The 24,533-nt window shown below is 68.8% G+C and carries 24 protein-coding genes and 3 pseudogenes; 8 read left to right on the forward strand and 19 right to left on the reverse strand.

Translation table 11 applies throughout. From position 1 onward, the window contains the following. Positions 1-7 precede the first annotated feature (7 nt). The 3 genes from ACU6WZ_RS13895 to ACU6WZ_RS13905 all read right to left on the reverse strand — a co-directional run bounded on the left by ACU6WZ_RS13895 (position 8) and on the right by ACU6WZ_RS13905 (position 2,232). On the reverse strand, positions 8-1,459 hold the full coding sequence (locus ACU6WZ_RS13895; protein ID WP_447033720.1) for an IS4 family transposase: 1,452 nt from the start codon (positions 1,457-1,459) through the stop codon (positions 8-10). Between the two features lie 86 nt (positions 1,460-1,545). Further along, entirely contained in the window at positions 1,546-1,875 is a 330-nt protein-coding gene (locus tag ACU6WZ_RS13900; RefSeq protein WP_447033721.1) for a DUF427 domain-containing protein, read from the reverse strand. Between the two features lie 60 nt (positions 1,876-1,935). After that, positions 1,936-2,232 carry an anti-sigma factor family protein gene (locus tag ACU6WZ_RS13905; RefSeq protein WP_447033723.1) on the reverse strand — a complete coding sequence of 99 codons (297 nt, stop codon included), beginning with the start codon at positions 2,230-2,232 and terminating at the stop codon, positions 1,936-1,938. Between the two features lie 102 nt (positions 2,233-2,334). Between ACU6WZ_RS13905 and ACU6WZ_RS13910 the strand changes: the two genes are divergently transcribed. Next, positions 2,335-2,889: an RNA polymerase sigma factor gene (locus ACU6WZ_RS13910; protein ID WP_447033725.1), complete on the forward strand. Its 555-nt coding sequence runs from the start codon at positions 2,335-2,337 to the stop codon at positions 2,887-2,889. A 47-nt stretch (positions 2,890-2,936) separates the two neighbouring features. Next, positions 2,937-3,194 (forward strand): zf-HC2 domain-containing protein, encoded by a 258-nt coding sequence (locus tag ACU6WZ_RS13915; RefSeq protein WP_447034030.1) that lies wholly within the window; start codon positions 2,937-2,939, stop codon positions 3,192-3,194. 3 nt (positions 3,195-3,197) lie between these two features. On the opposite strand, the gene ACU6WZ_RS13920 is transcribed toward ACU6WZ_RS13915, so the two are convergent. The 8 genes from ACU6WZ_RS13920 to ACU6WZ_RS13955 all read right to left on the reverse strand — a co-directional run bounded on the left by ACU6WZ_RS13920 (position 3,198) and on the right by ACU6WZ_RS13955 (position 11,721). Continuing rightward, positions 3,198-4,415: a hypothetical protein gene (locus ACU6WZ_RS13920; RefSeq protein WP_447033726.1), complete on the reverse strand. Its 1,218-nt coding sequence runs from the start codon at positions 4,413-4,415 to the stop codon at positions 3,198-3,200. 26 nt (positions 4,416-4,441) lie between these two features. Further along, on the reverse strand, positions 4,442-6,118 hold the full coding sequence (locus ACU6WZ_RS13925) for a radical SAM protein (protein WP_447033727.1): 1,677 nt from the start codon (positions 6,116-6,118) through the stop codon (positions 4,442-4,444). Between the two features lie 64 nt (positions 6,119-6,182). Beyond that, the gene (locus tag ACU6WZ_RS13930) at positions 6,183-6,917 is read right to left on the reverse strand and encodes a TIGR04283 family arsenosugar biosynthesis glycosyltransferase (protein WP_447033728.1); all 735 of its coding nucleotides are present in this window, start codon (positions 6,915-6,917) and stop codon (positions 6,183-6,185) included. Continuing rightward, a complete protein-coding gene (locus ACU6WZ_RS13935) occupies positions 6,914-7,582 on the reverse strand; it encodes a TIGR04282 family arsenosugar biosynthesis glycosyltransferase (RefSeq protein ID WP_447033730.1) in 669 nt (222 codons plus the stop codon). Before ACU6WZ_RS13935 ends, ACU6WZ_RS13930 begins: the two co-directional genes overlap by 4 nt. Beyond that, positions 7,579-8,355, reverse strand: a complete 777-nt coding sequence (locus ACU6WZ_RS13940; RefSeq protein WP_447033731.1) for an MTAP family purine nucleoside phosphorylase — start codon at positions 8,353-8,355, stop codon at positions 7,579-7,581. The genes ACU6WZ_RS13935 and ACU6WZ_RS13940 overlap by 4 nt, the downstream gene beginning before the upstream one ends. A gap of 2 nt (positions 8,356-8,357) precedes the next feature. Further along, positions 8,358-9,797, reverse strand: coding sequence for a radical SAM domain-containing protein (locus ACU6WZ_RS13945; RefSeq protein ID WP_447033732.1), 1,440 nt, complete (start codon positions 9,795-9,797; stop codon positions 8,358-8,360). Beyond that, positions 9,797-10,306: a MauE/DoxX family redox-associated membrane protein gene (locus tag ACU6WZ_RS13950; RefSeq protein ID WP_447033734.1), complete on the reverse strand. Its 510-nt coding sequence runs from the start codon at positions 10,304-10,306 to the stop codon at positions 9,797-9,799. The genes ACU6WZ_RS13945 and ACU6WZ_RS13950 overlap by 1 nt, the downstream gene beginning before the upstream one ends. Then, the gene (locus ACU6WZ_RS13955; protein ID WP_447033736.1) at positions 10,303-11,721 is read right to left on the reverse strand and encodes a dihydrolipoyl dehydrogenase family protein; all 1,419 of its coding nucleotides are present in this window, start codon (positions 11,719-11,721) and stop codon (positions 10,303-10,305) included. The genes ACU6WZ_RS13950 and ACU6WZ_RS13955 overlap by 4 nt, the downstream gene beginning before the upstream one ends. 314 nt (positions 11,722-12,035) lie before the next feature. Between ACU6WZ_RS13955 and ACU6WZ_RS13960 the strand changes: the two genes are divergently transcribed. The 3 genes from ACU6WZ_RS13960 to ACU6WZ_RS13970 all read left to right on the forward strand — a co-directional run bounded on the left by ACU6WZ_RS13960 (position 12,036) and on the right by ACU6WZ_RS13970 (position 14,859). Then, entirely contained in the window at positions 12,036-12,797 is a 762-nt protein-coding gene (locus ACU6WZ_RS13960; RefSeq protein ID WP_447033737.1) for a class I SAM-dependent methyltransferase, read from the forward strand. Positions 12,798-13,356: 559 nt separating this feature from the next. Beyond that, complete coding sequence (locus ACU6WZ_RS13965) at positions 13,357-13,788, forward strand: NfeD family protein (protein ID WP_447033739.1); 432 nt, start codon at positions 13,357-13,359, stop codon at positions 13,786-13,788. A 3-nt stretch (positions 13,789-13,791) separates the two neighbouring features. Further along, positions 13,792-14,859 carry an SPFH domain-containing protein gene (locus ACU6WZ_RS13970; RefSeq protein WP_447033740.1) on the forward strand — a complete coding sequence of 356 codons (1,068 nt, stop codon included), beginning with the start codon at positions 13,792-13,794 and terminating at the stop codon, positions 14,857-14,859. A gap of 763 nt (positions 14,860-15,622) precedes the next feature. Here the strand turns inward: ACU6WZ_RS13970 and ACU6WZ_RS13975 are convergent. The 3 genes from ACU6WZ_RS13975 to ACU6WZ_RS13985 form a co-directional block, all read right to left on the reverse strand. Continuing rightward, positions 15,623-15,790 (reverse strand): hypothetical protein, encoded by a 168-nt coding sequence (locus ACU6WZ_RS13975; protein WP_447033741.1) that lies wholly within the window; start codon positions 15,788-15,790, stop codon positions 15,623-15,625. Between the two features lie 16 nt (positions 15,791-15,806). Beyond that, complete coding sequence (gene nhaA, locus ACU6WZ_RS13980; RefSeq protein ID WP_447033743.1) at positions 15,807-17,129, reverse strand: Na+/H+ antiporter NhaA; 1,323 nt, start codon at positions 17,127-17,129, stop codon at positions 15,807-15,809. A gap of 247 nt (positions 17,130-17,376) precedes the next feature. Continuing rightward, a complete protein-coding gene (locus ACU6WZ_RS13985) occupies positions 17,377-18,912 on the reverse strand; it encodes an alanine/glycine:cation symporter family protein (protein ID WP_447033745.1) in 1,536 nt (511 codons plus the stop codon). Positions 18,913-19,362: 450 nt separating this feature from the next. Here ACU6WZ_RS13985 and ACU6WZ_RS13990 point away from each other — a divergent pair. Further along, positions 19,363-20,367, forward strand: a pseudogene (locus tag ACU6WZ_RS13990) (NAD-binding protein); the annotation flags it as partial. Here the strand turns inward: ACU6WZ_RS13990 and ACU6WZ_RS13995 are convergent. The 5 genes and pseudogenes from ACU6WZ_RS13995 to ACU6WZ_RS14015 form a co-directional block, all read right to left on the reverse strand. Continuing rightward, positions 20,336-20,725, reverse strand: coding sequence for an IS3 family transposase (locus tag ACU6WZ_RS13995; protein ID WP_447033747.1), 390 nt, complete (start codon positions 20,723-20,725; stop codon positions 20,336-20,338). The pseudogene ACU6WZ_RS13990 and the gene ACU6WZ_RS13995 overlap by 32 nt on opposite strands. A gap of 31 nt (positions 20,726-20,756) precedes the next feature. After that, positions 20,757-21,080, reverse strand: coding sequence for a transposase (locus tag ACU6WZ_RS14000; protein ID WP_447033749.1), 324 nt, complete (start codon positions 21,078-21,080; stop codon positions 20,757-20,759). A gap of 352 nt (positions 21,081-21,432) precedes the next feature. After that, positions 21,433-21,591 carry a hypothetical protein gene (locus tag ACU6WZ_RS14005; RefSeq protein ID WP_447033751.1) on the reverse strand — a complete coding sequence of 53 codons (159 nt, stop codon included), beginning with the start codon at positions 21,589-21,591 and terminating at the stop codon, positions 21,433-21,435. 257 nt (positions 21,592-21,848) lie between these two features. Beyond that, positions 21,849-22,400: pseudogene (locus tag ACU6WZ_RS14010) on the reverse strand (CBS domain-containing protein); the annotation flags it as partial. Beyond that, a pseudogene (locus ACU6WZ_RS14015) lies at positions 22,369-22,623 on the reverse strand (transposase); the annotation flags it as partial. The pseudogenes ACU6WZ_RS14010 and ACU6WZ_RS14015, both read right to left, overlap by 32 nt. A gap of 341 nt (positions 22,624-22,964) precedes the next feature. Here ACU6WZ_RS14015 and ACU6WZ_RS14020 point away from each other — a divergent pair. Both ACU6WZ_RS14020 and ACU6WZ_RS14025 read left to right on the forward strand, forming a co-directional pair. Further along, the gene (locus ACU6WZ_RS14020) at positions 22,965-23,534 is read left to right on the forward strand and encodes a YcxB family protein (RefSeq protein WP_447033753.1); all 570 of its coding nucleotides are present in this window, start codon (positions 22,965-22,967) and stop codon (positions 23,532-23,534) included. Positions 23,535-24,007: 473 nt separating this feature from the next. Then, positions 24,008-24,466 carry a hypothetical protein gene (locus tag ACU6WZ_RS14025; protein ID WP_447033755.1) on the forward strand — a complete coding sequence of 153 codons (459 nt, stop codon included), beginning with the start codon at positions 24,008-24,010 and terminating at the stop codon, positions 24,464-24,466. Positions 24,467-24,533 lie beyond the last annotated feature (67 nt).

Here is a 24,533-nt window from a genome sequence, read left to right on the forward strand (position 1 = left end):
CAGTGCGTTAAGCCTGTGACCTGCGGTGCAACCTGTCCAGGGAGGGGCGTCGGGACCGGGAGGCGAGTCCGTTCTCCATGTACGTGATCTCTGTGTGGACGGTGTAGTGCCGGGCGCTCTGGGGGTGTTTGCCGGAGTTGGGGCCGTATTTGCTGGTCGAGTTCTTGATGCTGCGCGCCTTGACGCGGTGGCGCCGACGGGCGGGCCAGAGGGCGGCCAGGACGGCGGTGCCGATCGTGCCGACCAGGTCGATGTTCCCGGTGGTGATGCCGTGTCCGGTGATCACGGTGTCGGCGGCGGTCTGGAGCAGGATGGTGAAGCTGAGGCGGTCCATGTCCAGGCCGGGCCGGTGGGTGACGGCGTCGGAGGCGGCTCGGATGAGGGCCTGGTAGGTGGTGAGCAGGGCCCAGACCTCCTGGTCGATGCCGTCGATGCTGTGGGAGCGCAGGACCCGGCCGTCCAGCAGGCTCGCCTTGATCGAGAAATAGGTGGTCTCCACCTGCCACCTTTCGTGGTAAAGATCTACCAACTCGGCGGCGGGGTAGTGCTCGTGGTCCAGCAGGCTGGTGATCAGACGCCACTGTTCACGGCGTACGGTGCCGTCGTCCAGGGTGACGGTGATCCATGCTTCCACCACCCGCACCGTGAGCAACGAGTAGCCCCGGCCGGCCCGGTAGGGGCCGCTCAGCCGGGAGAGGTAGGAACCGTCGGGCAGGCGGCGCACGACGGTGGGGCAGCGCGAAGCACCCGAACGCACCAGGAACTGTGCTCCGGTATCCCGCACGCGTTCCAGCAGGTCACGGGCGTCGAAGCCGGCGTCGGCCAGTAGCAGCGCCGTGTCGTCCAGGACGTGCAACAGCCGGGCGGCATAGGTGGCCTCGCCGTCGCTCTCGGGGCCGAAGGCCGCGGCGAGTAGGGCCCGGGTGCCGCACTCGACGATCACCAGCAGCCGCAGCAGCGGGTAGCCGAACTCCATCTTCTCCCCGGCCCGCTTGGGGTAACGCCAGAGAGTCCGCTCGTCCTCGGGGACGTGCAGGCTGGTGCCGTCGATCGCGACGGCCCGCAGGCCCCGGTAGTACACGCCGGGCCGGCTCTTCTCGCCGACCGGCCCGGCCAGTATCTCGAACAACACCTTCAACGGGCGGGCACCCAGGCGACGTCGGGCCCGTGAGAGCGAGGAGACCGCCGGACGCGTGATGACCGAGGCGGGCAGATGTACGGTCAGCTTGCCCCACACCGCCCGGTAGGAGCAGTCCTCGAACAGTGCCAGCGCGAGCACGAAGTAGACCACCACCCGGGCCGGCAGCAGCCGTATCCGCTTCTCCCGAGCTCCGGTCTCGGTGAGAACGGCGTCCACAAGGTCGAAATCCACGACCTGGGTCAGCTCGCCCAGATGCCCCGGCGCGTGGACCCCCGATGCCATCTCCGCGGACGACGTGATGACAGACTGCTCCTGCAACGGGACTCCCGACGATCTTCGAGCTCGATCGCAAGACGATCTATCAGGGGTCCCGTTCCTCATTCACACCGGGGTTGCATCGCAGGTCACGGGCTTAACGCACTGGTGTTGTTCATGACACTCCCTTCGCGGGTGCCTTCCACTGTGACGCCATTCCAGAAGGCGACGTGGTTCTTGATCCGGTGGGCGAGGAAGGTGGGGTGCGGGTAGTGCCAGGCGGCATCGTGGTGGGGCAAGCCGTCGACGGTCACCGTGTAGTAGCGGGCCAGGCCCTTCCACGGGCACAGGGACTTGGTCGGGCTGTCGGTGAAGTACTCGCGGTTCAGTGACTCAGGGGGGAAGTAGTGGTTGCCCTCCACCACTTTCGTCCGGGGTGTTTCGGCGAGCACCTTGCCGTTCCAGATCGCGCGAATCATCGTGGATCACTTCCTGTCGGTTCGGTACGGCATCACATTTGGTCGGTGGGTCTGGCCGGGTCACGGTTCAAGGTTCTGACCGGCGGTAGGGGCGGCGGTCAGTTGTCCGGCGAAGCGGCGCATCCGGGCGGCGGCCAGCGAGATGGGGGCGCGCTTGGGCCCGTTGCGCAGTGAGTGCTTGACCAGGCGCAGTGTCTGTACGTATCCGTTGCAGGCCCAGCAGCGTGCGATGTGTGTGGCCACCCGGGCTCGGTCGGCGGCGCTGAGCTCGCCGTCGGCGTATGCATCCACGGAGCCGCGCAGCCGCATGTGGGTGATGTGCTCCCGGCACTCGGCCCAGGCGCGGTGCAGCCTCATGGCGCTCAGCGTCTTCATATATCCGAAACCCGCCCATGGCTGTGCGGCATTCCGTGGAATGCGCGGGAGTGTGCGAAGGGTTCCTCTTCTGTGGAAGACCAAGTGGCGAATCCGGACGCGGTGCGACGGCGGGCGTTCGCTCGGTATGTGCTGCCGGAGGTTGAGGTGCTGCTGCGGGTGGCGATGTCGCTGACCGCGCAGCCGGCCGATGCTGAGGATCTGGTGCAGGACACCCTGTTGCGGGCCTACCGGGCAGTCGACCGGTTCGATGGGCGGCATCCGCGGGCCTGGCTGTTGACGATCATGCGACGGGCAGAGATCAACCGGCATCGGAGGCGCCGCCCGCACCTGCTGGACGACCCGGACGCCGACCTTGATCGACTGGCCGCCGTGCCGACCGGTCCGGAGTCGACTCCGGAGGAGCTGGTGGTCGGCGAGAGCTTCGACGAGGTCGTGGACGCCGCCTACCAGGCGCTTCCACTCAAACACCAGCAGGTGGTGCGGCTGGTGGACATCGACGGTCTCAGTTACGGGGAGGCCGCGAAGTTGCTGGACGTACCGGAGGGGACCGTGATGAGCAGGCTGCACCGGGCCCGAAAGCGGATACGGGTCCGTCTGGCCGCGGCGGGCCTGGCACCGAAGCGAGGTGGGATGTGAGCAGCTGGCTGCGGCGGCGCAGGACTGAAGACCGCCGGATGAACTGTATGCAGGTGGCTCGTGTTCTGCAGTCGTACCTGGACGGCGAGAGCGACGAGATCACCGCACGCCGGGTCGCGGCACACCTGGAGGACTGCCGGCGCTGCGGGCTGGAGGCGTCCGCCTACCGGGAGATCAAGAACGCGTTGGCACGCCGGGAGACGCTGGACAGCGGGGCGGTAGCGAGGCTGCGCGGCTTCGGCGAGTCCCTGATGCACGGCAGGGACAACCACGGCGGAAACGACGGAGCCGCACCAGGAGCGTGACCCTTACGGCCGCGAAGGGGCGGGAATCGGCGTATCCAGCCCGTGGGAGGGGCCGTACGCCGCGGCGATCTCGTCGATCTGTTGGTAACCACTGCGCAGCAGGAACGTGTCGAGACGGCCATAGGACTTGACGCCGAGGATGTAGAAGTGCGGTTCAGGGTTGCGGAGTTGCCCGATGCCGGGGGTCGGCTGGGCGAGGCAGTCGCCGCCCGCGGATCCGAGGAGGGCGGCGGACAGGTTCATGGGGGCGGCGGTGGCGTAGCACTCGTGAACTTGCAGCTGCCGGTAGAGCGTGGCGTCGCCGGTGTAGCCGGTGAGCGAGATGACGTGGTCGCAGAGGGTCTCTCGTGGGCCGTTCGCGGTGGTCAGGACCACCCGGATCCGGTTGCCGTCCGCGTGCAGGCTCTCGATGCGGGCGCCGGTGTGGACGGCGACGCGGTCGTTGGCGCCGTCGGCGAGGGCTTGTGAGGACTCGACGAGTTGTTGGCGGCCGGGCAGGGTGTCGTCGGGCACTGCTCCCCAGTCGGGGGCCGGGCCCCGTACGGCCCATTCGACGCGGGTGGCGGGCAGCGCGGCGAGAGCGTATGCGGCGGTCTGGGCGGACTTGCCGGCGCCGATGAGCAGCACGGTGCCTGCCCAGCGGTCCGGGTCGTCCAGGGGCGGCAGTGTCCGGGTGATGCGGTGGCCGAGAGCGCGTTCGCCGGGGGCGGGGATGCCGCCGTCACCAGAGGTGTTGGGGTGGGAGTAGGTGCCGGTGCAGTCCAGGACGAGGCTGGCTTCGGCGGTGTCCTCGCCGTCCGGGGTGTCGAGCAGCAGCGTGAACGGGGCGACGGCGCGGGTGTCGGTGCCGATCTGTTCGTGTTTGAGGAGGCCGGTACGGGAGAGGGCGGCGACGCGGTTGCCGTAGCGGATGTGGCCGGTCAGTGGGGGGAGTTCGGCGAGGGGCTGGAGGAGGTGGGTGACCAGTTCGGCGCCGGTGGGGCAGTCGGCGTGGGCGGGAAGCGGGTGGCCCGCCTGCGTGAGGTGGGTGCGCATCCGGTGCGAGATGTTGAGCTTCCAGGGGGTGAACAGGCGGACGTGGCGCCAGGCCCGGACGTGAGCGGCGACGGTGTTCCCGGCTTCGTAGACGGTGAACGGCCATCCTGCGTCGGCGCAGGCGAGGGCGGCGTCCAGGCCGATGGGGCCGGCACCGAGGATGGCGACGTGCGGTGTGGCGGGCATGTGAGGTGTCCCTCCGGAACGGTTGGTCAGATGGCGCAGTGGACGGGGCGGGGCAGACTGCCGTCGGCCAGGCGGGCGGTGAAGAAGCGCTCGGTGACCAGTTGTTTGCCCGCCGCGATCGGAGTTCCTGGCGGGGCGAGGTGCATGTCCGGGCTGGTGGTGACGTCGGCGCCTGCGGGGTGCCAGTGCAGTCCGCCGCCGCTCACGGTGAGTTCGGGGATGCTGGTGTCCTCGCTGATCTCGATGCCGGTCTCGGCGAAGCCGCGCCGCAACAGTGGCCGTACGGCGAAGTGTCCGGCGGGCAGGCCGAGGCGCGCGAGCAGCGCGGTGACGGCGGGGATCTCGGCCGCGTTCTGTGGGGTTTCGGTGAGCGCGACACGCGGCGGCAGCCCGAGGCCGATGAGGTGGCGGATGCCGTCCAGCGTGCGGTCGAAGGAGCCAGCCCCGCGGTGCAGGTCGTGGGCCCTGGCGGTGGCCCCGTCCAACGAGGTCTGGACGGTGAGTCTACGGCCGGCCAGGCCCGCGAGGCCGGCGGCGCGGCGGCCGCGCAGCAGCATCGCGTTGGTCATGACGACGGTGGGCAGTTGGCCGGAGGCGTAGTCGAGCAGGGGGACGATGTCGGGGTGGAGGAAGGGTTCGCCGCCGGTCACGTACAGCTCGGTGAAGCCGGCTTCGACAGCTTCACCGACCAGGGCGCGGAAGGTGGTGGCGGGCAGCGTGCGCGGGAGGGCCTTCGGGGAGGAGGCGACTGCGCAGTAGTCACAGGCCAGGTTGCAGTGGAAGTTGGTGTAGAGCCACAGCCGGGAGGGGAAGTACGGGCTGCCGAACAGCGGCACCACCGGACGTTCCCCGGCGATTTCGTGGGCCCCGCTGTCGCCCCAGCCATCATCGGCGGGCCGGAATCCGGTGGGCAGGGTGGAGCGGTAGAGGTGGTAGCGGCCCCGGGCGCGCTCGGCCGGAGGCAGGATTTCCAGGCAGGTGGTCCACCATCCGGTCTCGATGGTCTCGACGAAGATTTCCGGGAGTTTGGCGGCGCGCATGGAGCGGGCCTGGGCCTGCCAGTCGTACGCCAGCGGGATCAGCTCGGCTTCGGCATGTCCGTCGTGGATGTCGAGGATGGCGTACCAGACCTCCCGGTGGCCGTCGTTGGCGGGTTTCCCGAGGACTCCGACATTGACGGCGAGGGTGCCTCCGATGTGCCGCTGCCAGGGCAGGCCGCTGTGGGTGCACAGGACGACGTCGGCGCCGGACGTCTCGGCACGCAGCCGGTGCTCGTCGGCAGACAGGGACTCCCACCAGAAGTCGTTGAGCGCGAGCGTGGAGCCGTGCACCATGTGCACATCACAGCCGCCGATGATCTCGCGGCGTTCGGTGGGCAGTTCGCCCATCCAGGAGGCGAAGGCACGGCTGGTGGTGGCGAGCGTGTGGTCGTAGACGATCTGCGCGTACTCGTTGTCCTTCGGGTCGCGGTAGCCGCAGCCGCAATCGGTGTCGCCGCGGGCGATGGCGACGTCGTAGTTGCCTGCGACGCACTCGATGGCGTTGTCCGTCAGGATGGGCCACAGGGCGTCGACGTCGGCGCCGAAGCCACCCAGGTCGCCCAGGCAGAAGAGCCGCTCGGCACCTCGGGTGCGGGCGTCGTCGACGAAGGCCTGCAGGGCGTACGGGTTGCCGTAGGGGCCTCCGCATACCGCGATGCGCATCAGGAGTTACTCCGGGTCGGGAAGGGAACGGGGCGTGTCAGGCCGGTGTGGCCGGTCGGGGGCGTCACGGGCTGGAAACCCGCCGCGTCGGCGCATCCTTCCGTCTTCTCCCCGACAGCAGCCTGGGACCTGCCGCGTAACGGCGGTTGATGGTCTCGGGGTCGACTCCGGCGAAGTACAGCAGTTTCAAGTACTGCATGAAGACGATCATCCGCCAGACGCCGTGCTCGACCAGTCGTCGGGCAGAGGCTGTCGATGTGGTGGGCAGCACGGCCAGGTGGCCGCGCCGGGCCAGCCGCCGTGACATTTCCAGGTCCTCCATGAGGGCCAGGTCCGGGAAGCCGCCCAGTTCGTCGAAGACAGAGCGGCGGATGAACATCGCCTGGTCGCCGAAGATGTGATGCAGGCGGCGGGCACGGTTGTTCGAGGCCCAGGCCAGGTAGTTCAGTCCGGCGCTGCCGCGGTCGAAGCGCAGTGTCAGTCCGCCGCCGACGACTTGCGGGTTGGTGAGGCGGGAGCGGATCTGTTCCAGGGCGGCCGGGTGGATGCGTGTGTCGGCGTGGATGAACCACAGCACATGTCCTGTGCTGTGGCGGGCTCCGGTGTTCATCTGGGCGGCGCGACCGCGCGGACTGTGCACCACCATGGCCACCGTGGAGGCGAGTGCGACGGTCGCATCGGTCGAGCCGCCGTCGACAACGATCAGTTCACACTCCGGGAAGTCGCGGCACAGCCTGCTCAATGCGGTCTGGATGGTGGCCGCTTCGTTGAGGACCGGTACGACAATCGACACCTTCACGTTGCGTCCTCGGGGTGGAGCAGGGCGGCGATGCGGGCGGGCAGCCGCGGGTCATCGAGGTGGGCCGCGGCGTCGTCGGGGGTGTCCAGGTCCCGCAGGGGGGTCAGGAGGTGTGTCGACAGGTTCTCCCGTTCGGCGATGGCGAGGGTGGCGGCCAGCACCTGGTCTCCGCTCCACAGCCCGGAGTCGATGCCGAAGAGGCGTGTGCAGGGGGCGCGCATGCCGATCAGGTAGTAGCCGCCGTCGAGCGCCGGGCCCAGGACCGTATCGAACCCGTCTTCCAGTGCCCCGAACGCGGCGGCCAGGTGGCTGCCGGTCAGGGTCGGGGCGTCGGTTCCCACTGCCACGAGCGGTCCCGCGCCCCAGCCGGAGACGGTTTCGACGGCATCTGCCACCCGCTGCCCCAGATCGCCACCCACCTGGTGAAGCAACTGCGCTTCTGTGGGCACCAGTTCACTTATTTCCCGGAACGTGTCGGCAGAGTCGAAGGCGACATGGGTGCGCAGTCCCTGTGGTTTGGTCAGTGCGGTGGTGTGCTGGATGAGCTGCCTCTGGAGCTCGGCGCAGCGCCGGGGGCCGAGCAGAGGATGCAGGCGCGTCTTGACCCTGCCCGGCTGCGGCGCCTTGGCCATGACCAGGACGGCAGGGATGCTCGCCGTGCTCATGTGCCGAACCGGTGGACGAAGCCGGCCGGGGCCGCCGCGTCGATGCCAGGCAGGGCGTGGGCGGCCAGGGCGGCGAAAGCATCCTTGCTCGCCGCCATCCGGGCAAGGAGTGCCTCCACCGGTTCGGGGGTGGACGACACGCCGTTGGCGTAGTCCGTGACGTACCCGACCAGCACCATCGGCAGCTCGGCCTCACCGGCCAGCACCACCTCGGGTCCGGCGGTCTGGCTGACCGCGGTCACCTTGGCGCGTGCCAGTGCGGCGATTTCGCTGCGGGTGTTGAACCGCGGCCCGTCCACATGCCCGTACGTCCCACCGTCGATGACGGGCGTCCCGGTGCGCCGGGCGGCGTCGAGGAGGGCGCGGCGCAGTGGTTCGCTGAAGGGTCCTTCGAAGATCCAGTGACCGCGGCCGGGCGCGCCGGGGGTGTGGTGCCAGGTGCACGGAGAGCCGTCGGGCAGCCGGTTCGCGGGGAAGTACAGGTCGTCGAAGAGGACGAGCGAGCCGGGCTCGGCCGCCGGGTCGACGGCGCCGCAGACGGTGAAGGAAACCAGCGCCTGAACCTGGCAGGCGAGCAGCGCAGCGAGGTTCGCCCGGTGGTCGACCTGGTTCGACAGCCGGTGGTGCCCGGCGCCGTGCCGGGCCAACTGCACCACCTCCGTCCCCTTGATGCGGCCCTCGGTGACGATGACCTCGCCGTACTCGGTCACCACCGTCCGGACTTCCGCATCCTCCAGTTGGGGCCAGTCGTAACTGCCGGAACCTGTGATCACGCCTACGCGCAAGGGGTGTCCCCTCCAGTCCTCTTCGTGGCTTCGGGTGTGGTGCGGACTTCGACGAGCGGAAGCAGGGTCCGCAGTTGGACGTTCTCGGCCGGATCGAGCACCGAGTGCTGCACGCACGCGGGTACCAGGGTGCCGTCTTCCGGGTGGGCCATGGCGTAATGGCAGGCCGCCAGGCGTTCCTGTGTCTCCCGCAGCTTCGGGTCCTGACTCGTCTCACCGCGCTGCATCAGCTCCCAGGCCGGGGCTACATCGGCTGCGTCCATGAACTGATGCATCACGAACGTCACCGGCCGTACCCGGCCGCCGTGCCGCAGCAGTCTGCCGACGCCTGCCCTGTGCACCGTGCGGGCCAGCCAGCCCAGCGCGGTGGCGACGGTGCCCGGGTGCCGGGCGATGACGCGGACGAGCTTCGCGGCGAGCAGCGGCGGCGGGGTGCCGGTGAAGCTGACCTTGCCCAGGTTGCGGAAGAAGGAGTCACGTACGGCGATATCGCGGGGGTCGGCCCCGTCGAGGAACGGATACCACCGCTCGCCCACGTAGAAGCCGTACGCGGTGCGGTTGCACCGCACGTCGCCGTTGTGGAACACGTCGTAGTCGAGAGGGGTGCCGGCGCCACGCTCGATCTCCGCCCACACCGCATCCGGAGTCGCCTCCCGGTACTCCTCCTTCCAACGCCGCTCATCACCGATGAACGCGGCGGGCTGGAAGGAGAACATGCCGTACCCCATGTCCCGGCAGTCCCGGATGACACCGGCGATCTCGTCCAGGTTGCCGGGGGTGACGGTCATGTTGTGCGCCAGGAAGAACCTGACCCCGTGCGCGCGCCTGAGGCGGGTGAACATCGCAGCGAACCGCTGACGGTACGGGTTGAGTGCCTGTTCGCCGGGTGGGCGTTCGATGCCGCGCCGTCCGTACATGAACTTGTCGAAGTGCGCGGCGAACGAAAGCCGTTCGAAACGCGGCCTGCCGTCGGGACCGAGCGCCAGCGCGGTGAGGTACTCCTCGTCGAAGTCGCCGTGGGTGAAACTCATCGGCTCCCGGCCGTGCTCCCGCATCACGGCCAGGGCGGCGGCATGGTCGTCGGGCGACAGGAGACTGACCTCGCCGCCGATCAACTGCGCGTGCGCCCGCGGTCCGCGCAAAGTGCGCAACAGGCCCATCTGCGCACCGACGTGCTCGCGGGCGTGCGCACCGTCGACACGCACCTGGTTGGCGTCGCGGGAGTGATAGCAGGGCGTGCACTTCAGGTTGCACTTGGGGAAGACACCGTGGGTGCCCTCGCAGCCCACCCCGTGCCGGCCAAGGATCTGCCCCGGCGTCCTGGCCGCCTCCGGCAGCTCCGACCAGCGCCGCTCCATGGCGGCGGCGAATTCCTCGTCGTAGGGGCGGGTGGCGCACTCAAGCGCACGCAGCGTCGACAGGATTCCCATCAGTTGTCCTCCGCTTTCACTTGGTGATGTGGGACTTCACCGGTACGGCCGGCCGGTGAGCCTGGGCGGCAATGGGCGTAGCCCGTCCCGGAACTGATGGTCATGTTCCGTTTCCTGCGGCTGCCGTGCAGCAACAGCACGCCGTACAACAGCAGCAGGGCGTCCTCGACCAGGACGAACCAGGCCAGCGGCTGGGCGAGGTAGCTGCCGAAGCAGCCGCAATTGCTGACGGTCAGCCCTCGCGCGTACGCCTGTACGGCCAGCGCCGCCCACAGCATCGACACCGCCAGGTAGATCCACACCGGGGGCACCGCGTGCGACTGCGGCCGGGCCAGCAGCCCCGCTCCCGCGCTCACCTCGCCCACGATCAGCAGCACCGCCAACACGGTGGAGGCAGCGCCGCTGGTCAGCCCGTACATGGTGAGGATGTCTGGCATCGCGGGGAAGGACACAAGCTGGCCGAGCGCCATGGCGCTGAGGAGAGCACCGAGGACGAGTCGGAGGATCACGGCCGCGCCCTCCTGCGCAGCCCCAGCAGGGCGTCGGTGATCCCTTGGGCCCTGCCGAGGCGTGCGTAGACGTCGGCGAGCGCCGCGTGCCAGGGGCCGTCGGCATACGTCGGGTAGGGATGCACGGTCCTGGCGTACTGCGACGGGGTCCAGCCCAGGCGAACGGCCGTGGCCAGGTGCGCGATGGTCTCCCCGGCTCGCGGTGCGACCACCGTCGCGCCGGTGATCCGGCCGCGGGCGTTCAGCACCAGAGTGGTGAAGCCGTCCGTGCGCCCGTCAGCGACCGCACGGTCGATACGGTCGTGGTCCAGGGTGAGGGTGCGGGTCCCTTCGGCGGAGGTCATGCCGACGCGGGCAACCTCGGGGTCGGTGTACGTCACCCACGGCACCGCGTCGTACCGGATGCGGCGCCGCACACCGAGCAGAGCGTCGGTGACAGCGGACGCCGCCTGCACTCCGGCAAGATGGGTGAAAGCCGACGTGCCCGTGACATCACCCGCCGCGTAGACGCGCGGGTTGCTGGTGCGCAGCCGGCCGTCCACCCGCACCTGGCCGCGCTCGCCCGTCACCACCCCGGCCACCTCCAGCTCGAGCCCGCCGGTATTGGCTCGGCGGCCGGTGGTGACCAGCAGACGGTCGTACGCGAGGGGGGCGCCGGGGCCGTGCAGCCCACCGTCAGCTACCTTCCAGGCCTGGTAGCCGGTCTGCACGGCGCACCCTTCAGCTTCCAGGCGTTCCCTGACGAGCTGTGACGCGCGTGGCTCCTCGTGCGGCAGCAGCCGGTCCATCGACTCCACGACGGTGACCTTCGAGCCGAGGCGGGCGAATGCCTGCGCCAGCTCGCAGCCGATCGCCCCGCCGCCCAGCACCACCAGGCGTCCCGGCAACTCGGCCAGGTCCCACACGGTGTCGCTGGTCAGTGGCTGAGCCTCAGCCAGCCCCGGCACAGGGCCCAGGGCAGGGGCAGATCCGGTCGCGATCAGCGCGTACCGGAAGGACACCTCCCGATCGCCGGCCCGAAGCCGGCGCGGCCCGGTGAAGACGGCCTGACCATGCGCCACCTCCACTCCCAGCGGCCTCAGCGCCTGAGCCGAGTCGTGTGGCTCGATCGCCGCAATCGCCCCCCTGACGTACCCCATCACCGCCGCAAGATCAGCGGGCCCGGCAGCCGCGGGCAGCCCGTACCGTCCGACACTCCGCGCGGCTCGCACCTCGGCAGCCACATGCAGCAGCGCCTTGCTGGGCACACACCCGGTCCACAGACAGTCGCCGCCCAGCCGATCCCGCTCGACGAGCAGCGTGCGGGCGCCGAGACGACCGGCCGTGCGCGCCGCGGTGAGGCCAGCGCTGCCACCGCCGATCACCACGAGGTCGTAGGATCCCTCGCTGTGCGGGGGAATCCCTTGGCTGTTCAACGTGGATCACTCGCCTTCTTGTGGTTGTTGCGACAAGGGAACCCGTTCGGGTGGCTTCTGGCTTCCCTTCGGGTACAAGCCATTTCGATCGACGCAGTCGCGCTGGTGGAACACCACTCGTCGCTCACCGGGTTCCCCGACGCACGGCAGCGCTCAGCCCTACACGCTCACCGACGTATTCGCGCCGAGCATCCCCTGTCCGCGGCATTTATGGACGATTCGGGGCTGCTGGGGGGGGGAGTGCCTGGCCAACGCCCTGTATACCGAGATTCCGGCTCCTGCTGAGCGCACACCCACGAGAGAGAGCCGATGAGTTGGACGAGAAGGACTGGCGCCGCTACCTCGCCGCCTACCACGACACCCGCCCCGGCATCACTGAGCAGCTCTTCCAGCGCGCCGATTGCTCTCCGCACGCCTGGCTGGCCGAACCGCTGCGCGCGGCGCCCGGGTGGGTACTTGACCTTGCCTGCGGCTCGGCACCCCTGCGCCCGTTGCTGCCGGACGCCGACTGGGTGGGCATCGACTCGTCCGCAGGCGAACTCGCCACAGCCGCCCGGCTCGGGCGCCGTCCACTGATCCGGGCAAGCGCCGACGCCCTGCCCCTGTCCGCAGGGTGCGTCGGTGCCGTCTGCGCCTCGATGTCTCTTCCCGTACTCACGCCACTGCCACAGGTGCTCGGCGAGATCCAACGGGTGCTGCGCCCCGGCGGGACGCTGGCGGCTCTCGTCCCCGCCCGCCTCGGGCTCAATCCGTCGGGGCTGCTGGGCTGGGCCCGGGTCATGCGTGCACTCGGCGCGGTGCGACAGCCATGGCCCAACCCCCAGGCCCGCGACGGCCTCGCCGAGGTACTACGACAAGCGGGATTCGAAGTCCGGGCCGACGAGCGCTGCGTCTTCACCCTCAGGGTCCAGACGCCTCAGGACGTGTCAAGTCTGGTCGACGGCCTTTACCTGCCCGGCCTCACCTCAGAACACGCTGACAGGGCCAAGCACAGACTCGCTGACTGGGCGCGTCCCGGACGGGCGCTGCCACTGCCGCTACGGCGCGTCCTGGCGACGGCCCGGAAACCCGCATGAGCGGCATCACGGCCACCCGCCCGGCACTGCTCACCATGCCGGCGACCGCCTTGGGCCACAGGTCGCGACGGCGAAAGATTCCGCACTGCGCGGAAGACGGCAGCGCCCTCGCGTCACGCCGTCCCTCGCCACTGCGCAATCGTGAGAACGACCGGGGTTTTTTTGTGCTGACATGTCAGTGTGGGGTTGTGCTGACGACGTGGTTTCGGGAGCAGCCGCGGACGGCCGGTAAAGAATCCCGTCGTCACCGCCAGAGGTAACGGCCAAGCAGGGCGGGCGCACCGATCGTTCCCAGGAGGTGCGGCTCATTGTCCTCACACTGCTTCGCCAGGAGCCCCGCAGCCTGCGCGATGACGGGGGCATGAACAGCGGGGCATGAACAGCACTCCCGCCCCGAGGAAGTTCCATTCCTCCATCCATAAGAAAAAGTCGGTTGTCAGCTGGAAAATGCGGGTAAATCATCTTTAAGGGACTACTGAGGCATCGCCGTGGATCGGCAGCCCAGGGGAGGACCCGTCGGCCGCTCGCCGCGCGCCGGTGCGCCGCAGGAGGAGGGCCCATGGATCCTTGGTTGTACTGGCTGGTCACGGCGGCCGTCCTGGCTGTCGCAGAGATCTTCACGCTCACCGCCGCGCTGGGAATCCTGGGGGTAGCGGCGCTGGTCACCGCGGGTACCGCGGCACTCGGGCTTTCGCTCCCCCTGCAGTTCGTGGTGTTCACCGTCGTCGCGACGGTCAGTGTGCTGTTCGTGCGGCCTTTCGTCGTGCGCCGTCTGCTGGGCCCCCAGACCGAACGCTTCGGCGTCGACGCACTGGTGGGCAAGGCCGCCCGCACCGTCTCGGAGGTGACGGGCCTGGACGGCAGGGTGCGCATCGGCGGCGAGGAATGGACGGCCCGCTCCTTCGACGAGACGCAGGTCATCCCCCCTGACACGACCGTCGACGTCATGGAAATCAGTGGCACCACCGCGTTCGTCTACCCCCGGGAGTGAGCCATGGATGTCTCGGCGCTGCTCATAGCCGGTGTGATCGTCGCTCTGCTCGCGGTCTTCACGGTGCTGCGAGCGGTGCGGATCGTTCCGCAGGCGCGTGCTCGCAATGTCGAACGCCTGGGCCGCTACCGCCGCACCCTGAAACCCGGCCTCAACCTCGTCATCCCGTACATCGACCGGGTCTATCCGCTGATCGACTTGCGAGAACAGGTCGTCTCCTTCAAACCGCAACCGGTCATCACCGAGGACAACCTGGTTGTCGAGATCGACACGGTTCTCTACTTCCAGGTCACCGATCCACGAGCGGCCGCCTACGAAATCGCGGACTTCCTCCACGGGGTCGAGCAGCTCACCGTGACCACCCTGCGCAACGTCGTCGGATCCATGGATCTGGAAAAGACGCTCACCTCACGCGACACGATCAACAACCAGCTCCGCGGTGTCCTGGACGACGCCACCGGGAAGTGGGGACTGAGAGTCAACCGGGTGGAGATCAAGGCCATCGACCCCCCACAGTCCATCAAGGACGCGATGGAGAAGCAGATGCGGGCCGAGCGGGACAAGCGGGCAGCGATCCTCGGGGCCGAAGGGCAACGCCAGTCGCAGATTCTCACCGCCGAAGGCGACAAGCAGTCCGCTGTCCTCCGTGCGGAGGGCAACCGCACCGCCGAGATCCTCAAGGCCGAGGGCCAGGCCCGCGCCGTCGACGAGGTGTTCCAGGCCGTGCACCGCAACGACCCCGACCCCAAGCTGCTCGCCTACCAGTACATGCAGATGCTGCCCCAACTCGCACAGGGCCCGGGCAACACTTTCTGGGTCATCCCCAGCGAGGTCACCTCCGCCCTCGAAGGCGTGTCCCGGGCCTTCGGCGAGGCCCTGCCCCCGTCGCCGGCCACCCGCGAGAAGTCATCGGACGGCAGGGCCGCGGACGCCGCTGACGACGCGGCGCAGGCCGCGGAAGCCGCCGCAGAGGCCCTCGCCGACGCGGCCGAGGCCGACACCGCCTCCACTCCCCTCCCGTTCGGCTCGCTCACCGACGACAGACGAGAACCCACTGACCGACCACAGTGAAACCTGATCCGCGGAAAGGCAGAGCCCACAGGTCGCCCGCGTTCCGGAGGCGCAGGGCATGTCGAGGCCACCGATGCCATGCCTCCGCAGCCCGTTTCCAGGAACGGCAACCGGCAATCGTCCGGCACCCAACCCGCTGTGCCGGACGACGCCCTCGACCATCCCGGCGACCTCCGCAGGGGAGCGCACCCCTCGCAGGTAACGTGCCTGCCTGGGGATCCTCGGTGGAGCGGGTGAGACTCGAACCTACCGTTCCTGGGCGGTGAGCAGGAGTGAGTCCTGTCTCGCCGGCACGCCCCGAATGGTCTTGGGCGCACTGGTCCTCCGCTTTCGCGTCCCGGGTGGCGACGCATATCGTGTATGCGGTCCGTCCCGGGCGGGCGGAATCCCTACGACCTGGCCATGTGGGTGTGACCAGAGGCGACGGGGAGGCCCCGAGCCATCTCTCTGGTGAAACGGGGGCCCCGACTGCTGACGCCACACCCCGCGTCCCAGATCGCACCGAGAACGTCACGCACCCCCGCCCGACACACCCGCAGAACGTCACACCGTCCACCCCATCGTGTTCATGTTCGCTAAAACCATGTGCTCGCCCAACAGTTGTGAACCCCTGTGACGCTTCGCACCTGCGGATCTGCCAGAGAACCGGACTTGTCCGTGCTTCCGAAAACCACCGAGCCTCGTAGCACGGGCTTTATGCGGACGGTGATCCACCATGTACGCCACGAGGACGTCGGCGAGGCCGGCCCACGCCACCGCGGCGTTATCCGGCGGGCCGCCATCCCGCGACGCAGAGAAGCAGAGCTGCCACCAGCCCCGCGCCCATCGCTCGGCCGTTGGTGACGAAGGCCCACTCCCGGCGCGCGCTGCCCGGCTCACACATCACCAGCGTGGCGGCCACGACTGCCAGGGTCATCACGGACGGGTGCACGGCACTCGCCTTCGCGTCAGTGCCCGTCGGCCGTTTCCCCGGTCGGCCCGGCGCCGGTCCGTTGGTAGATATCGGGGATGCCGTCGGCGTCGTCGTCCCGGTTCTCCTCCTCGTACAGGCGGCGGTAGATCACGTCACGGCGTTTGAGCAGCAGGGCGGCCAAGACAGCTGCGATCAGTGATCCGATGAGGACGGCGGCCTTGATCTGTTCGGCGGCGGCCGGGTCGGGGAAGGCGAGCTCGCCGATCAGCAGCGCGACGGTAAAGCCGATTCCGGCCAGTACCGCGAGCGCGAACACATCGGCCCAGGCGAGGTCCGGATTGAGCCGGGCGCGGGTGAAGCGGGCGGCCAGGTAGGTGCCCGCGAAGATCCCCAGGATCTTGCCGACCACCAGGCCGATCACCACGCCGAGCGGCTCCGGCTGGGTGAAGACCTCGCCCAGGGACGCGGCCGAGACACCCACGCCTGCGGCGAAAAGTGCGAACAACGGCACGGCGATCCCGGCCGAGACCGGGTGCAAGAGGTGCGACGTGCGCTCAGCAGGTGACGCGGTCTCGCTCTTGTCGCGCTTGGTGCGCAGGATCAGGCCCATCGCCACTCCGGCGACAGTCGCGTGGACGCCGCCGTTGTACATCAGGGCCCAGATCGTGATGCCGAGCGGGACGTACCACCACCAGCCCCTCACACGGTAGCGCTGCAGGACGTAGAAGACGATCAGCCCGGCGAATGCCCCGGCGAGGGCCGCGAAATTCAGATCACTGGTGAAGAAGATCGCGATGATGACGATCGCGCCCAGGTCGTCGACCACAGCGAGAGTGAGCAGAAAGGCGCGAAGCGCGGAGGGCAGGTGGGTACTGAGGACCGCGAGGACGGCGAGCGCGAAGGCGATGTCGGTGGCCATCGGTACCGCCCAGCCGTTCAGGCTGCCGCCCCCGCCGGCCGTGACGGTGGCGACGTACAGGGCGGCAGGCACGACCATGCCGCACAACGCGGCGACGACCGGCAGAGCCGCCGTGGCGGGAGTCCGCAGTTCGCCTACGACCAGTTCGCGTTTCAGCTCGATGCCGGCGACCAGGAAGAAGATGCTGAGCAGGCCGTCGGCCGCCCAGTGCTGCACCGAGAGATCCAGGCCGAGCGCCGGTATGCCGAAGTGGAAGTCGCGCAGCTGTTCGTACGCTCCGCTCCACGGGGTGTTCGCCCACACCAGCGCCACCACAGCCGCGGCGAGCAACACCAGCCCGCCGACCGTCTCGGTTCGCAGCGCCTGGGCCACAGCCGTGCGCTCCGGCAGCGGCAGAAGGCCGAGGAAGGGGGAACGCTCGCGCGGCGCGGCAGCCATAAGGGAATCTCCGGGGCATCGACATGTGGGCGCAGGGACCCAAGGACGCCGACCAGACTTCCCGGCACACCGCGCGTCCGGAGCCGCCGGTTCCGGCGGGCCATTGACGCGTTCTTTACACCCTACCCGGCTGCCCACGATCCGACCAGGTGTCGTTTCACCTGGTGAAACGCATGAAAGAGCGGGTCCGTACACACCAAGGCGCGAGGTGTGTACGGACCCGCTCAGGAGCCTGCCACGGGGACGGTCAGACGGTGGTCTTCACCGGCTCCTGGTCTTCGTCGGCCTCGGGCGTCTCGCCGGCGTTGCGGGCACGGACGAACTCCAGGAAGGTGTTCAGTTCGCGCTTGACGACCGGGGCGAGCAGGTACAGGCCGATGATGTTGATGACTGCGAGCATGAACAGCACCGCGTCGGCCATGTCGATGAGGGTCTGCAGCGTCAGCAGCGAACCGACGACCGCGAACAGGGTGTAGACCACCTTGTACGTGAGCTCGCTGGCCCTGCTGCGGCCGAAGAGGTACGTCCACGCCTTGAGGCCGTAGTAGCCCCAGGTGAGCACGGTGGAGATGGCGAAGAGCATCACCGCGACCGTGAGGATGTACGGGAACCAGGGAATCACCGTGGCGAAGGCGTCCGAGGTGATCGTCACGCCGCCGATCGACTCGTCGGCGCGGGCCTCGCCCCAGCTTGCGGGGTTGGCGATGACGATGGTCAGCGCGGTCATCGTGCAGATGACGACGGTGTCGATGAACGGCTCCAGCAGGGCCACCAGGCCCTCGCTGGCGGGGTGCTTGGTCTTGACCGCGGAGTGCGCGATGGGGGCCGATCCGATACCGGCCTCGTTGGAGAACGCGGCCCGCATGAAGCCGATGATCAGCGCACCGAGTACACCGCCCGCAACACCCTCGGGGTTGAAGGCGCGCTCGATGATCGTGCCGACGGCCGCGGGGACCTCGGTGACGTGAAGGAGGATGACGACCAGGCAGGCGGCGATGTAGATAGCGGCCATGGCCGGGACGAGCCTGCTGGTGACGGAGGCGATGGAGCGGATGCCGCCGAGCAGGACGATACCGACGATGGCGGCGATCAGGATGCCGAAGAACAGCGCGCCCGCCGAGGAGCCCATGGCGCCGTCCTCGCCGCCGGTGACGGAGACGAGCTGGGCGTAGCTCTGGTTGACCTGGAAGAGGTTGCCGCCGAAGAGGCCGAAGAAGAGGATCATGATGGAGGCCAGGACCCCGAGGACCTTGCCGAGGGTCTTGCCGTTCTTCCCGAAGCGCTCGGCGAGGCCCTTGGGCAGGTAGTGCATGGGGCCGCCGGAGACGGTGCCGTCGGCGTGCACCTCGCGGTACTTCACGCCGAGCGTGACCTCGACGAACTTGGTGGCCATGCCGAGCAGGCCGCACAGGATCATCCAGAAGGTGGCACCGGGGCCGCCGATGGAGACGGCGACGGCCACACCGGCGATGTTGCCGAGACCGACCGTGCCGGAGACGGCGGCGGTCAGCGCCTGGAAGTGGTTGACCTCGCCGGCCGACCCCTTCTCGTCATACTTTCCTCGGACCACGTCGATGGCGAGCCGGAACTTGCGCAGCTGCACGAACCCGAACCAGCCGGTGAAGACCAGACCGGCGACCACGAGCCAGGCCACGATAAGCGGAAGATCCGTACCCCCGACGGGGATGGCGTAGAAGACGACCTCGACGAGCCAGTTGGCTATGGGCTCGAAGAAGCCGCTGACGGCTTCGTCAACGGACTTGGTGAAGGAGTCGAGTGACACGTTGGCTACCTCGGTGGCGCAGGGGACCGGCGCGTGGGAGGTCGCGCCGGTTGATGTGCGGTCTTTGAGCGAACGCCGATGTCCGATCGGCGCCCCTGGGCGTGCGGTCCGCGGACTCGGACCGTGATCACCCTGGTCGGGCTGCCGGTGCGTGCCGGCCACTCTGGACGGCGGCTAGGGAAGGTGCCACCTGCGGAGTTGCGCAGTTCTACCACGCCTCCGCCAGATCTCTAGTGACTCAAGTCACATAACCGTGAGTGATATTGGAAAGTCCCAGCGCGCGAAATCAGACCGTTACGCGGGGACTGGAGTCCGTTCATCGGACACTTATTTCTCGGCCGACTGGCAGGTCGAGGGATTCTCGTGCGATCCGTGCACCGGGCGAGGCACTCTACACAGGTGCCTTCACTTCCCCCTCAGCGCTCTTCCGACAGCCCGCCGGCCGGACACATGATTGTCTGCGGTGACGACGCCCTGGCCCACCGGCTCGCCGCAGAGCTGCGCGATGTCTACCGGGAGCGGGTCATGCTGGTCCATCTCGGTGGTGGGCCTGCGCTCGGTCCAGGGCTGTCCGTGCCAGGGCAGGGGCGGGCCTCCGCCCTCCTCGGGCGGGTCTCCGCCGCCATGACCGGGATGCCGCCCGCCGCCGAGGGGGCTGCTCCCACCACCGTGGTGGCCGACGAGCCCACCGAGGCGGTGCTGGCGTCGGCGGGCGTGGCCCGGGCCGCCGCACTGGCTCTCGTCTACGACGACGACGAGACGAACATCCGCGCCGCTCTCGCCGCCCGCCGCCTCAACCCCGGCCTGCGCCTGGTCATCCGGCTCTACAACCGCAAGCTCGGCCAGCACCTGGAGGAACTCCTCGACCAGGCCGCCTTCGTTGCCCTGCCGGATCTGGACACCGCCGCTCTCGACGCGTCCACCACCGTCCTCTCCGACGCCGACACCGCGGCGCCCGCCTTGGCCGCCACCGCCGTCGCAGGCACGAGCAAGGTCGTCCACGCAGACGGGCTACTCCTGCGCGCCGTGGAACGCACTCCGCCCGCACGCGGCGAAGTCGCCGATCCGGGACTGTGCACCCTCGCCCTGCTCTCCGCCACTACCAACGACCCAGCGGGAGAGGAGGGTTCGGACAGCAGCGGCACGGCAGGGCCCCAGCTGCTGCCCGACCCCCGCACCGTCACCGCCGCCACCGGGCGCGGAACCATCGTCCTCGAAGCGGTGACCCATACCGGCCCGGCCTTGCCGGCCGGGCGTCTGGCCAGCCGCGGTGTCCCGTTCTCCGAACTCTTCTCCCGCCGCCTGCGGTGGGCCGTCGCGGGTACCGGCCTGGCGGTCCTCGCCCTGGCAATCACCTCCTGGCAGATCACGGACGACGGGCTGCTGCGCGCCGCCTACATGACCCTGCTGGACCTGTTCTCCATCAACGACCCCGCCTTCGGCGAGTCCACGGCCCCCGCACCACTTCTCGTCCAGCTGCCGCGGAGAAGTCACGTTGGACGAGGTCCGCGGCAGGCGGTGCGAGGCGGTCCGGGACCGTGGTGCGTTTACGGCGCCGCAGATGGAGGCCCTCCAGGCCGTGCTTGCGCATGAGCCGCTCGACGCGCTTGCGGTTCACCGTGTGTCCGAAGCCCCGCAGCTCAGCATGGACACGCCGCACTCCGTAAGTTCCCTTGTGGTCGGTGTGGATCTCGCGGATTTCCGCGGCCAGGGCATCGTCGGCGGCCTGCCGCACCTCGCGGGCCTTCGCGTCGGCGATCCACCGGTAGAAGCCCGAGCGCGAGACCTGAAGCACCCGGCATATCCGCTGCACGCCGAAGTCGGCCCGAAGCCCCAGCGGAGGGTCATGCCCTCATCTCCATCGCGAAATACTGGGCCGCCCGGCGCAGGAGCTCCCGCTCGAGTTCCCATTCCTTCTCCGCCCTGCGCAGCCGGCCGTTCTCCGCCCGCAGCCGGGCCAGTTCCTCATCCCTGCCCTCGGCGACCGGCTCGTCACGGTTGCCGCGGCCCGCCTGCTCATCGGCCTGGCGCACCCAACTGCGCAGCGTCTCGCCGGTCACCCCAACATCCGCCGCCACCGCCGCATACGCGCGCTTCCCACCCGCCGCGCGGTACAGCGCGACGGCATCGTTCCTGAACTCCGCCGGATACGGAGACTTCCGTCCCACCAGGACACCCTTCCTTGAATCTGCAAGATCCATTGTCAGAGTGTCCACACCGCCGGGGTCGCCTCAACACCTACAAGTCCGTCACGGTCGTCTACAACGCCACTTCGCAAACGCAGCAGCAGACCCTGGTGACCTGTCTGCCGCCGGCGGGGATGGTCAGTGGGATGTCGGCGCCGAAGGACTGGGCCTTGGTGAAGCCGGGCACCACCGAGGGAATCGTCCTGAATGCGCAACCAGCCTCAGGTGCGTCCTGGTAGCTGCCACCAGGACGACGACACCGTCATAGCACCAGACCGCCTAGTAGCTCGGCGGCGAGACAGGACGCACGCCTGTCTCGCCGCCGAACCGACTCCTACGACTCGGTCGTGGGCAGCGCCACGAGGGAGTACGACTCGCTGTTGAGGCTGGCGCCAACAGTGGAGACGTAGAGCGTGCCCTTGTTCCAGAACGGCCACGCACCGACGCCGAGGTTCTTGTCCACCTCTTCGGGATACTCGACGACTGTCGTCATCGCTCCGTCCATGGCCTCCGCCGACGCACGACCCATCCCGGCCCTGATTAGCTTCCTTGCAGAAACCGTGATCTCGGACACGGGGCCTGGGACGCCCGGTGCGATGGATGCGAGCGCGTCCCCAGAGGCGCCGGCGGCAGCGAAGGGCCACAGGGCATGGTGTGCAGCCCTCCGGCGCCCTCGCTGAGTGCTTGGGGCTCGCAGAGAACCAACGTGTCTTCCCGACAAGCCCTTGACGACCTACGGTCGTGAATGCGTTAAGCGGTTCGCAGCCCCGTCAGCCGGGCGAGCAGGTCGTCCAGGCTGATCAGTCCGGTAAGCCGATCGTGCTCGTCGCGGATGACGGCGAGCGATGCGCGGTTGCGGCGCAGTTGCTCGACCGCGTGCGAGATGCTGTCGCCGCTGTTCAGCTCGGGTACGGGCCGGGCCAGTTGGCGTGCGATGACGGTGCGGCCGCGGGTACGGGCGACCAGGGCGTCGCGGGCGTGGATCGAGCCGAGGACCTGGTCGCCGTCGCGGACGAGGAGGCGGGAGCGATCGGCTGCGGTGGCCCTGGCCAGGATCGCGTCCAGATCGGCGTCGGCGGGGACGGTGATGATGTCGCCCGCCGGCGTCTGAAGCTCCGCGACCGGGGTCTGTGGTTCGGTCAAAGAGCGGGTGACCAGCTCGGAGTCGGTCTTGTTGATCAGGCCGAGGCGCTCGGACTCGGCGACCAGGTGGGTGAGCTGTTCGCGGTTGTGGACGGCTGTCAGCTCGTCCGGGGCCTGTTGAACCACTCCTCCCGTCGGCGGCCCGCGGCAACGGCGTAGAGGCAAGCAGCCTGCGCAGGCGGCGCGGCTCCAGCCAGCCGTGGTTGACCGCGTCGTACATCGCCCCGTGCCCACGCAGGGTGCTCGGCCGTCAGCGTCAGCTCATCAGCGAGGTGACCGGACCATCGGCACACAGCACCGCGTCGGTGAGCTCGAAGAGCGCATCCGCCCGGGTGTAGAGGCAGTCGTAGAACTGGACACGAAAGTGGGAGAGGATGCCCAGTGCGGCGTCAGCGGACTGTTCAGGGGCGAGACTCTTCACCAGCGGCCGTTCTTTTACGCGACGTTGCTCGACACTTCGAAGCGTGAAGAACGGCCGTCCTGCTGTCTCAGGAACGAACCAAGATCAGCGGGTCAGGTGAACCGCCGAGAGCTCACCTCTTGAGGTCAACTCGGCGGTGTCGTATAGGCCGACGATCCTCAACCTGGACTGAGCCATGGGCAGGGACCACACCGCCTGGCTGCGCGGCGTACTCGATCGCCACCTGCTCCGTCACCCGCGGCCGTCCGTCCCGGCACTGCCCTTGGGCTAGGATCCGCGGGTCGTCGTACCGGGGAGGGATCATGGCCGAGGGCCGCAGCATCGAAGGCACCAACAACAGCGCGGAAACCTCCGACGAAGTCGTGGACGAGCAGACCGCGGTCCAGCTGGTGTACCGACCACAGCCTGCCGACACACTGGTCGGCCTGCGGGTCCGGGAGCGGATCAAGCGGACCGGGCTGCTGCTGCGGGGCGTGTTCCTCACACTGTGGGTAGGGCACTGGCTGGTCTCCGCCGTGGGCCGGGGCGAGGATATTGACGTGATCTCGACCGTTCTGTTCTTGTTCGTCGTCCTGGTGGTGTGGGGGTACCCGCGGCTTCAGGCCGCCCACGCGCAGCGGAGCATCGGATGGCAGGGCGAGTACCGCGCGACTGTGTCTCCGGCCGGGATCACTTGCCGCAGCGACCACAGCACATTGCTCCTGAAGTGGTCCGTCTACCAGGGCTACCGGGAGACGGTCGGCCACTTCGTCCTGCTCAGCCGGGACCCCGACATCATGTGCCTCGGCGTCCTGCCCAAGCGGGGAGTGCATGAGGCCGGGGACCTCGACCGGCTGCGGGCCATCCTGGACCAATACACCACTCGCGTGTGACGCGCGTGAAGGCGCCCGGCGCGGGATAGTCAATCCGGCGGCGTCCGCTGCCACATGGCTTTCCATCACGCCAGGATGTGTGCAGCAAGGCGCATGTCAGTGCGGCGCGCTTCACTGTCCGCCATGGAGCTCACACAATCGACGCTTAATGACCTGCTGGCCCGGCTTACCGAACCGGGCGGGTCTCTGCACCTGCCTCTGGAGCTCGACCCGCATACGCTCGTCGAGTCGCTGACAGACCGTCACGGAGCCCCGCGTACGCTGGTCTTGGAAGGCTTCACGGACCCGACCGTGGACGAGTCCTGCGGCGCGGCTCTCCTCGCCCTCCTCGAAGGCCGGGGCGTGACGTACGGGCATGGGCCTACGGGGATCAGTGGATCGGCGCCGGGACCGCGCGGGACGCGGAAGGCGTCGTTCGGCCAGTGCTGGCAACCGCGCCGCGGCGGACACAGGCACCGTCTGCGGAGGGGCCTGTGGCGGTGCTCGGCCAGGACGGGGACTGGGTCGAGCGACTCATGGGCATCACCGGCTGGACCCCGCCCCCGCGACGGCCGGACGTTGACTGGGGACAGATCGAGGCGGATCTGAGCACGCGCCTTCCCAGCGACTACAAACGCATGGTGGAGACGTTCGGGGACGGTGCCTTCGACGGGTGGCTCGACCTGAACCAACAGCCGTGGACCCACCTGAGGGAGCACGGCCTGCTCGTCTGGGCGGGTACCGAGCACGAAGACCAGTACTGCTGGCGGATAGACGACGGCGACCCCGACGGCTGGCCTGTCGTGGTCCAGACTTTCGACGGCGAGATCATTCCCTTCGACTGCCCGGCCGCGGAGTTCGTCTGCCGTATCCTCCTCGACCCGAACCACCCGTTTACGATGGCCTGCTACTTCGACACCCACTGGTTCATGAACTACCGGGAGAGCGAGTAGCCGGCCCCGTGGGCAACGGCATCCGCAGCCTGGTTGGCGGCGCCTCCAGGGGCAGGGCAATAACCCT

The organism is Streptomyces hypolithicus (genome assembly GCF_052934925.1).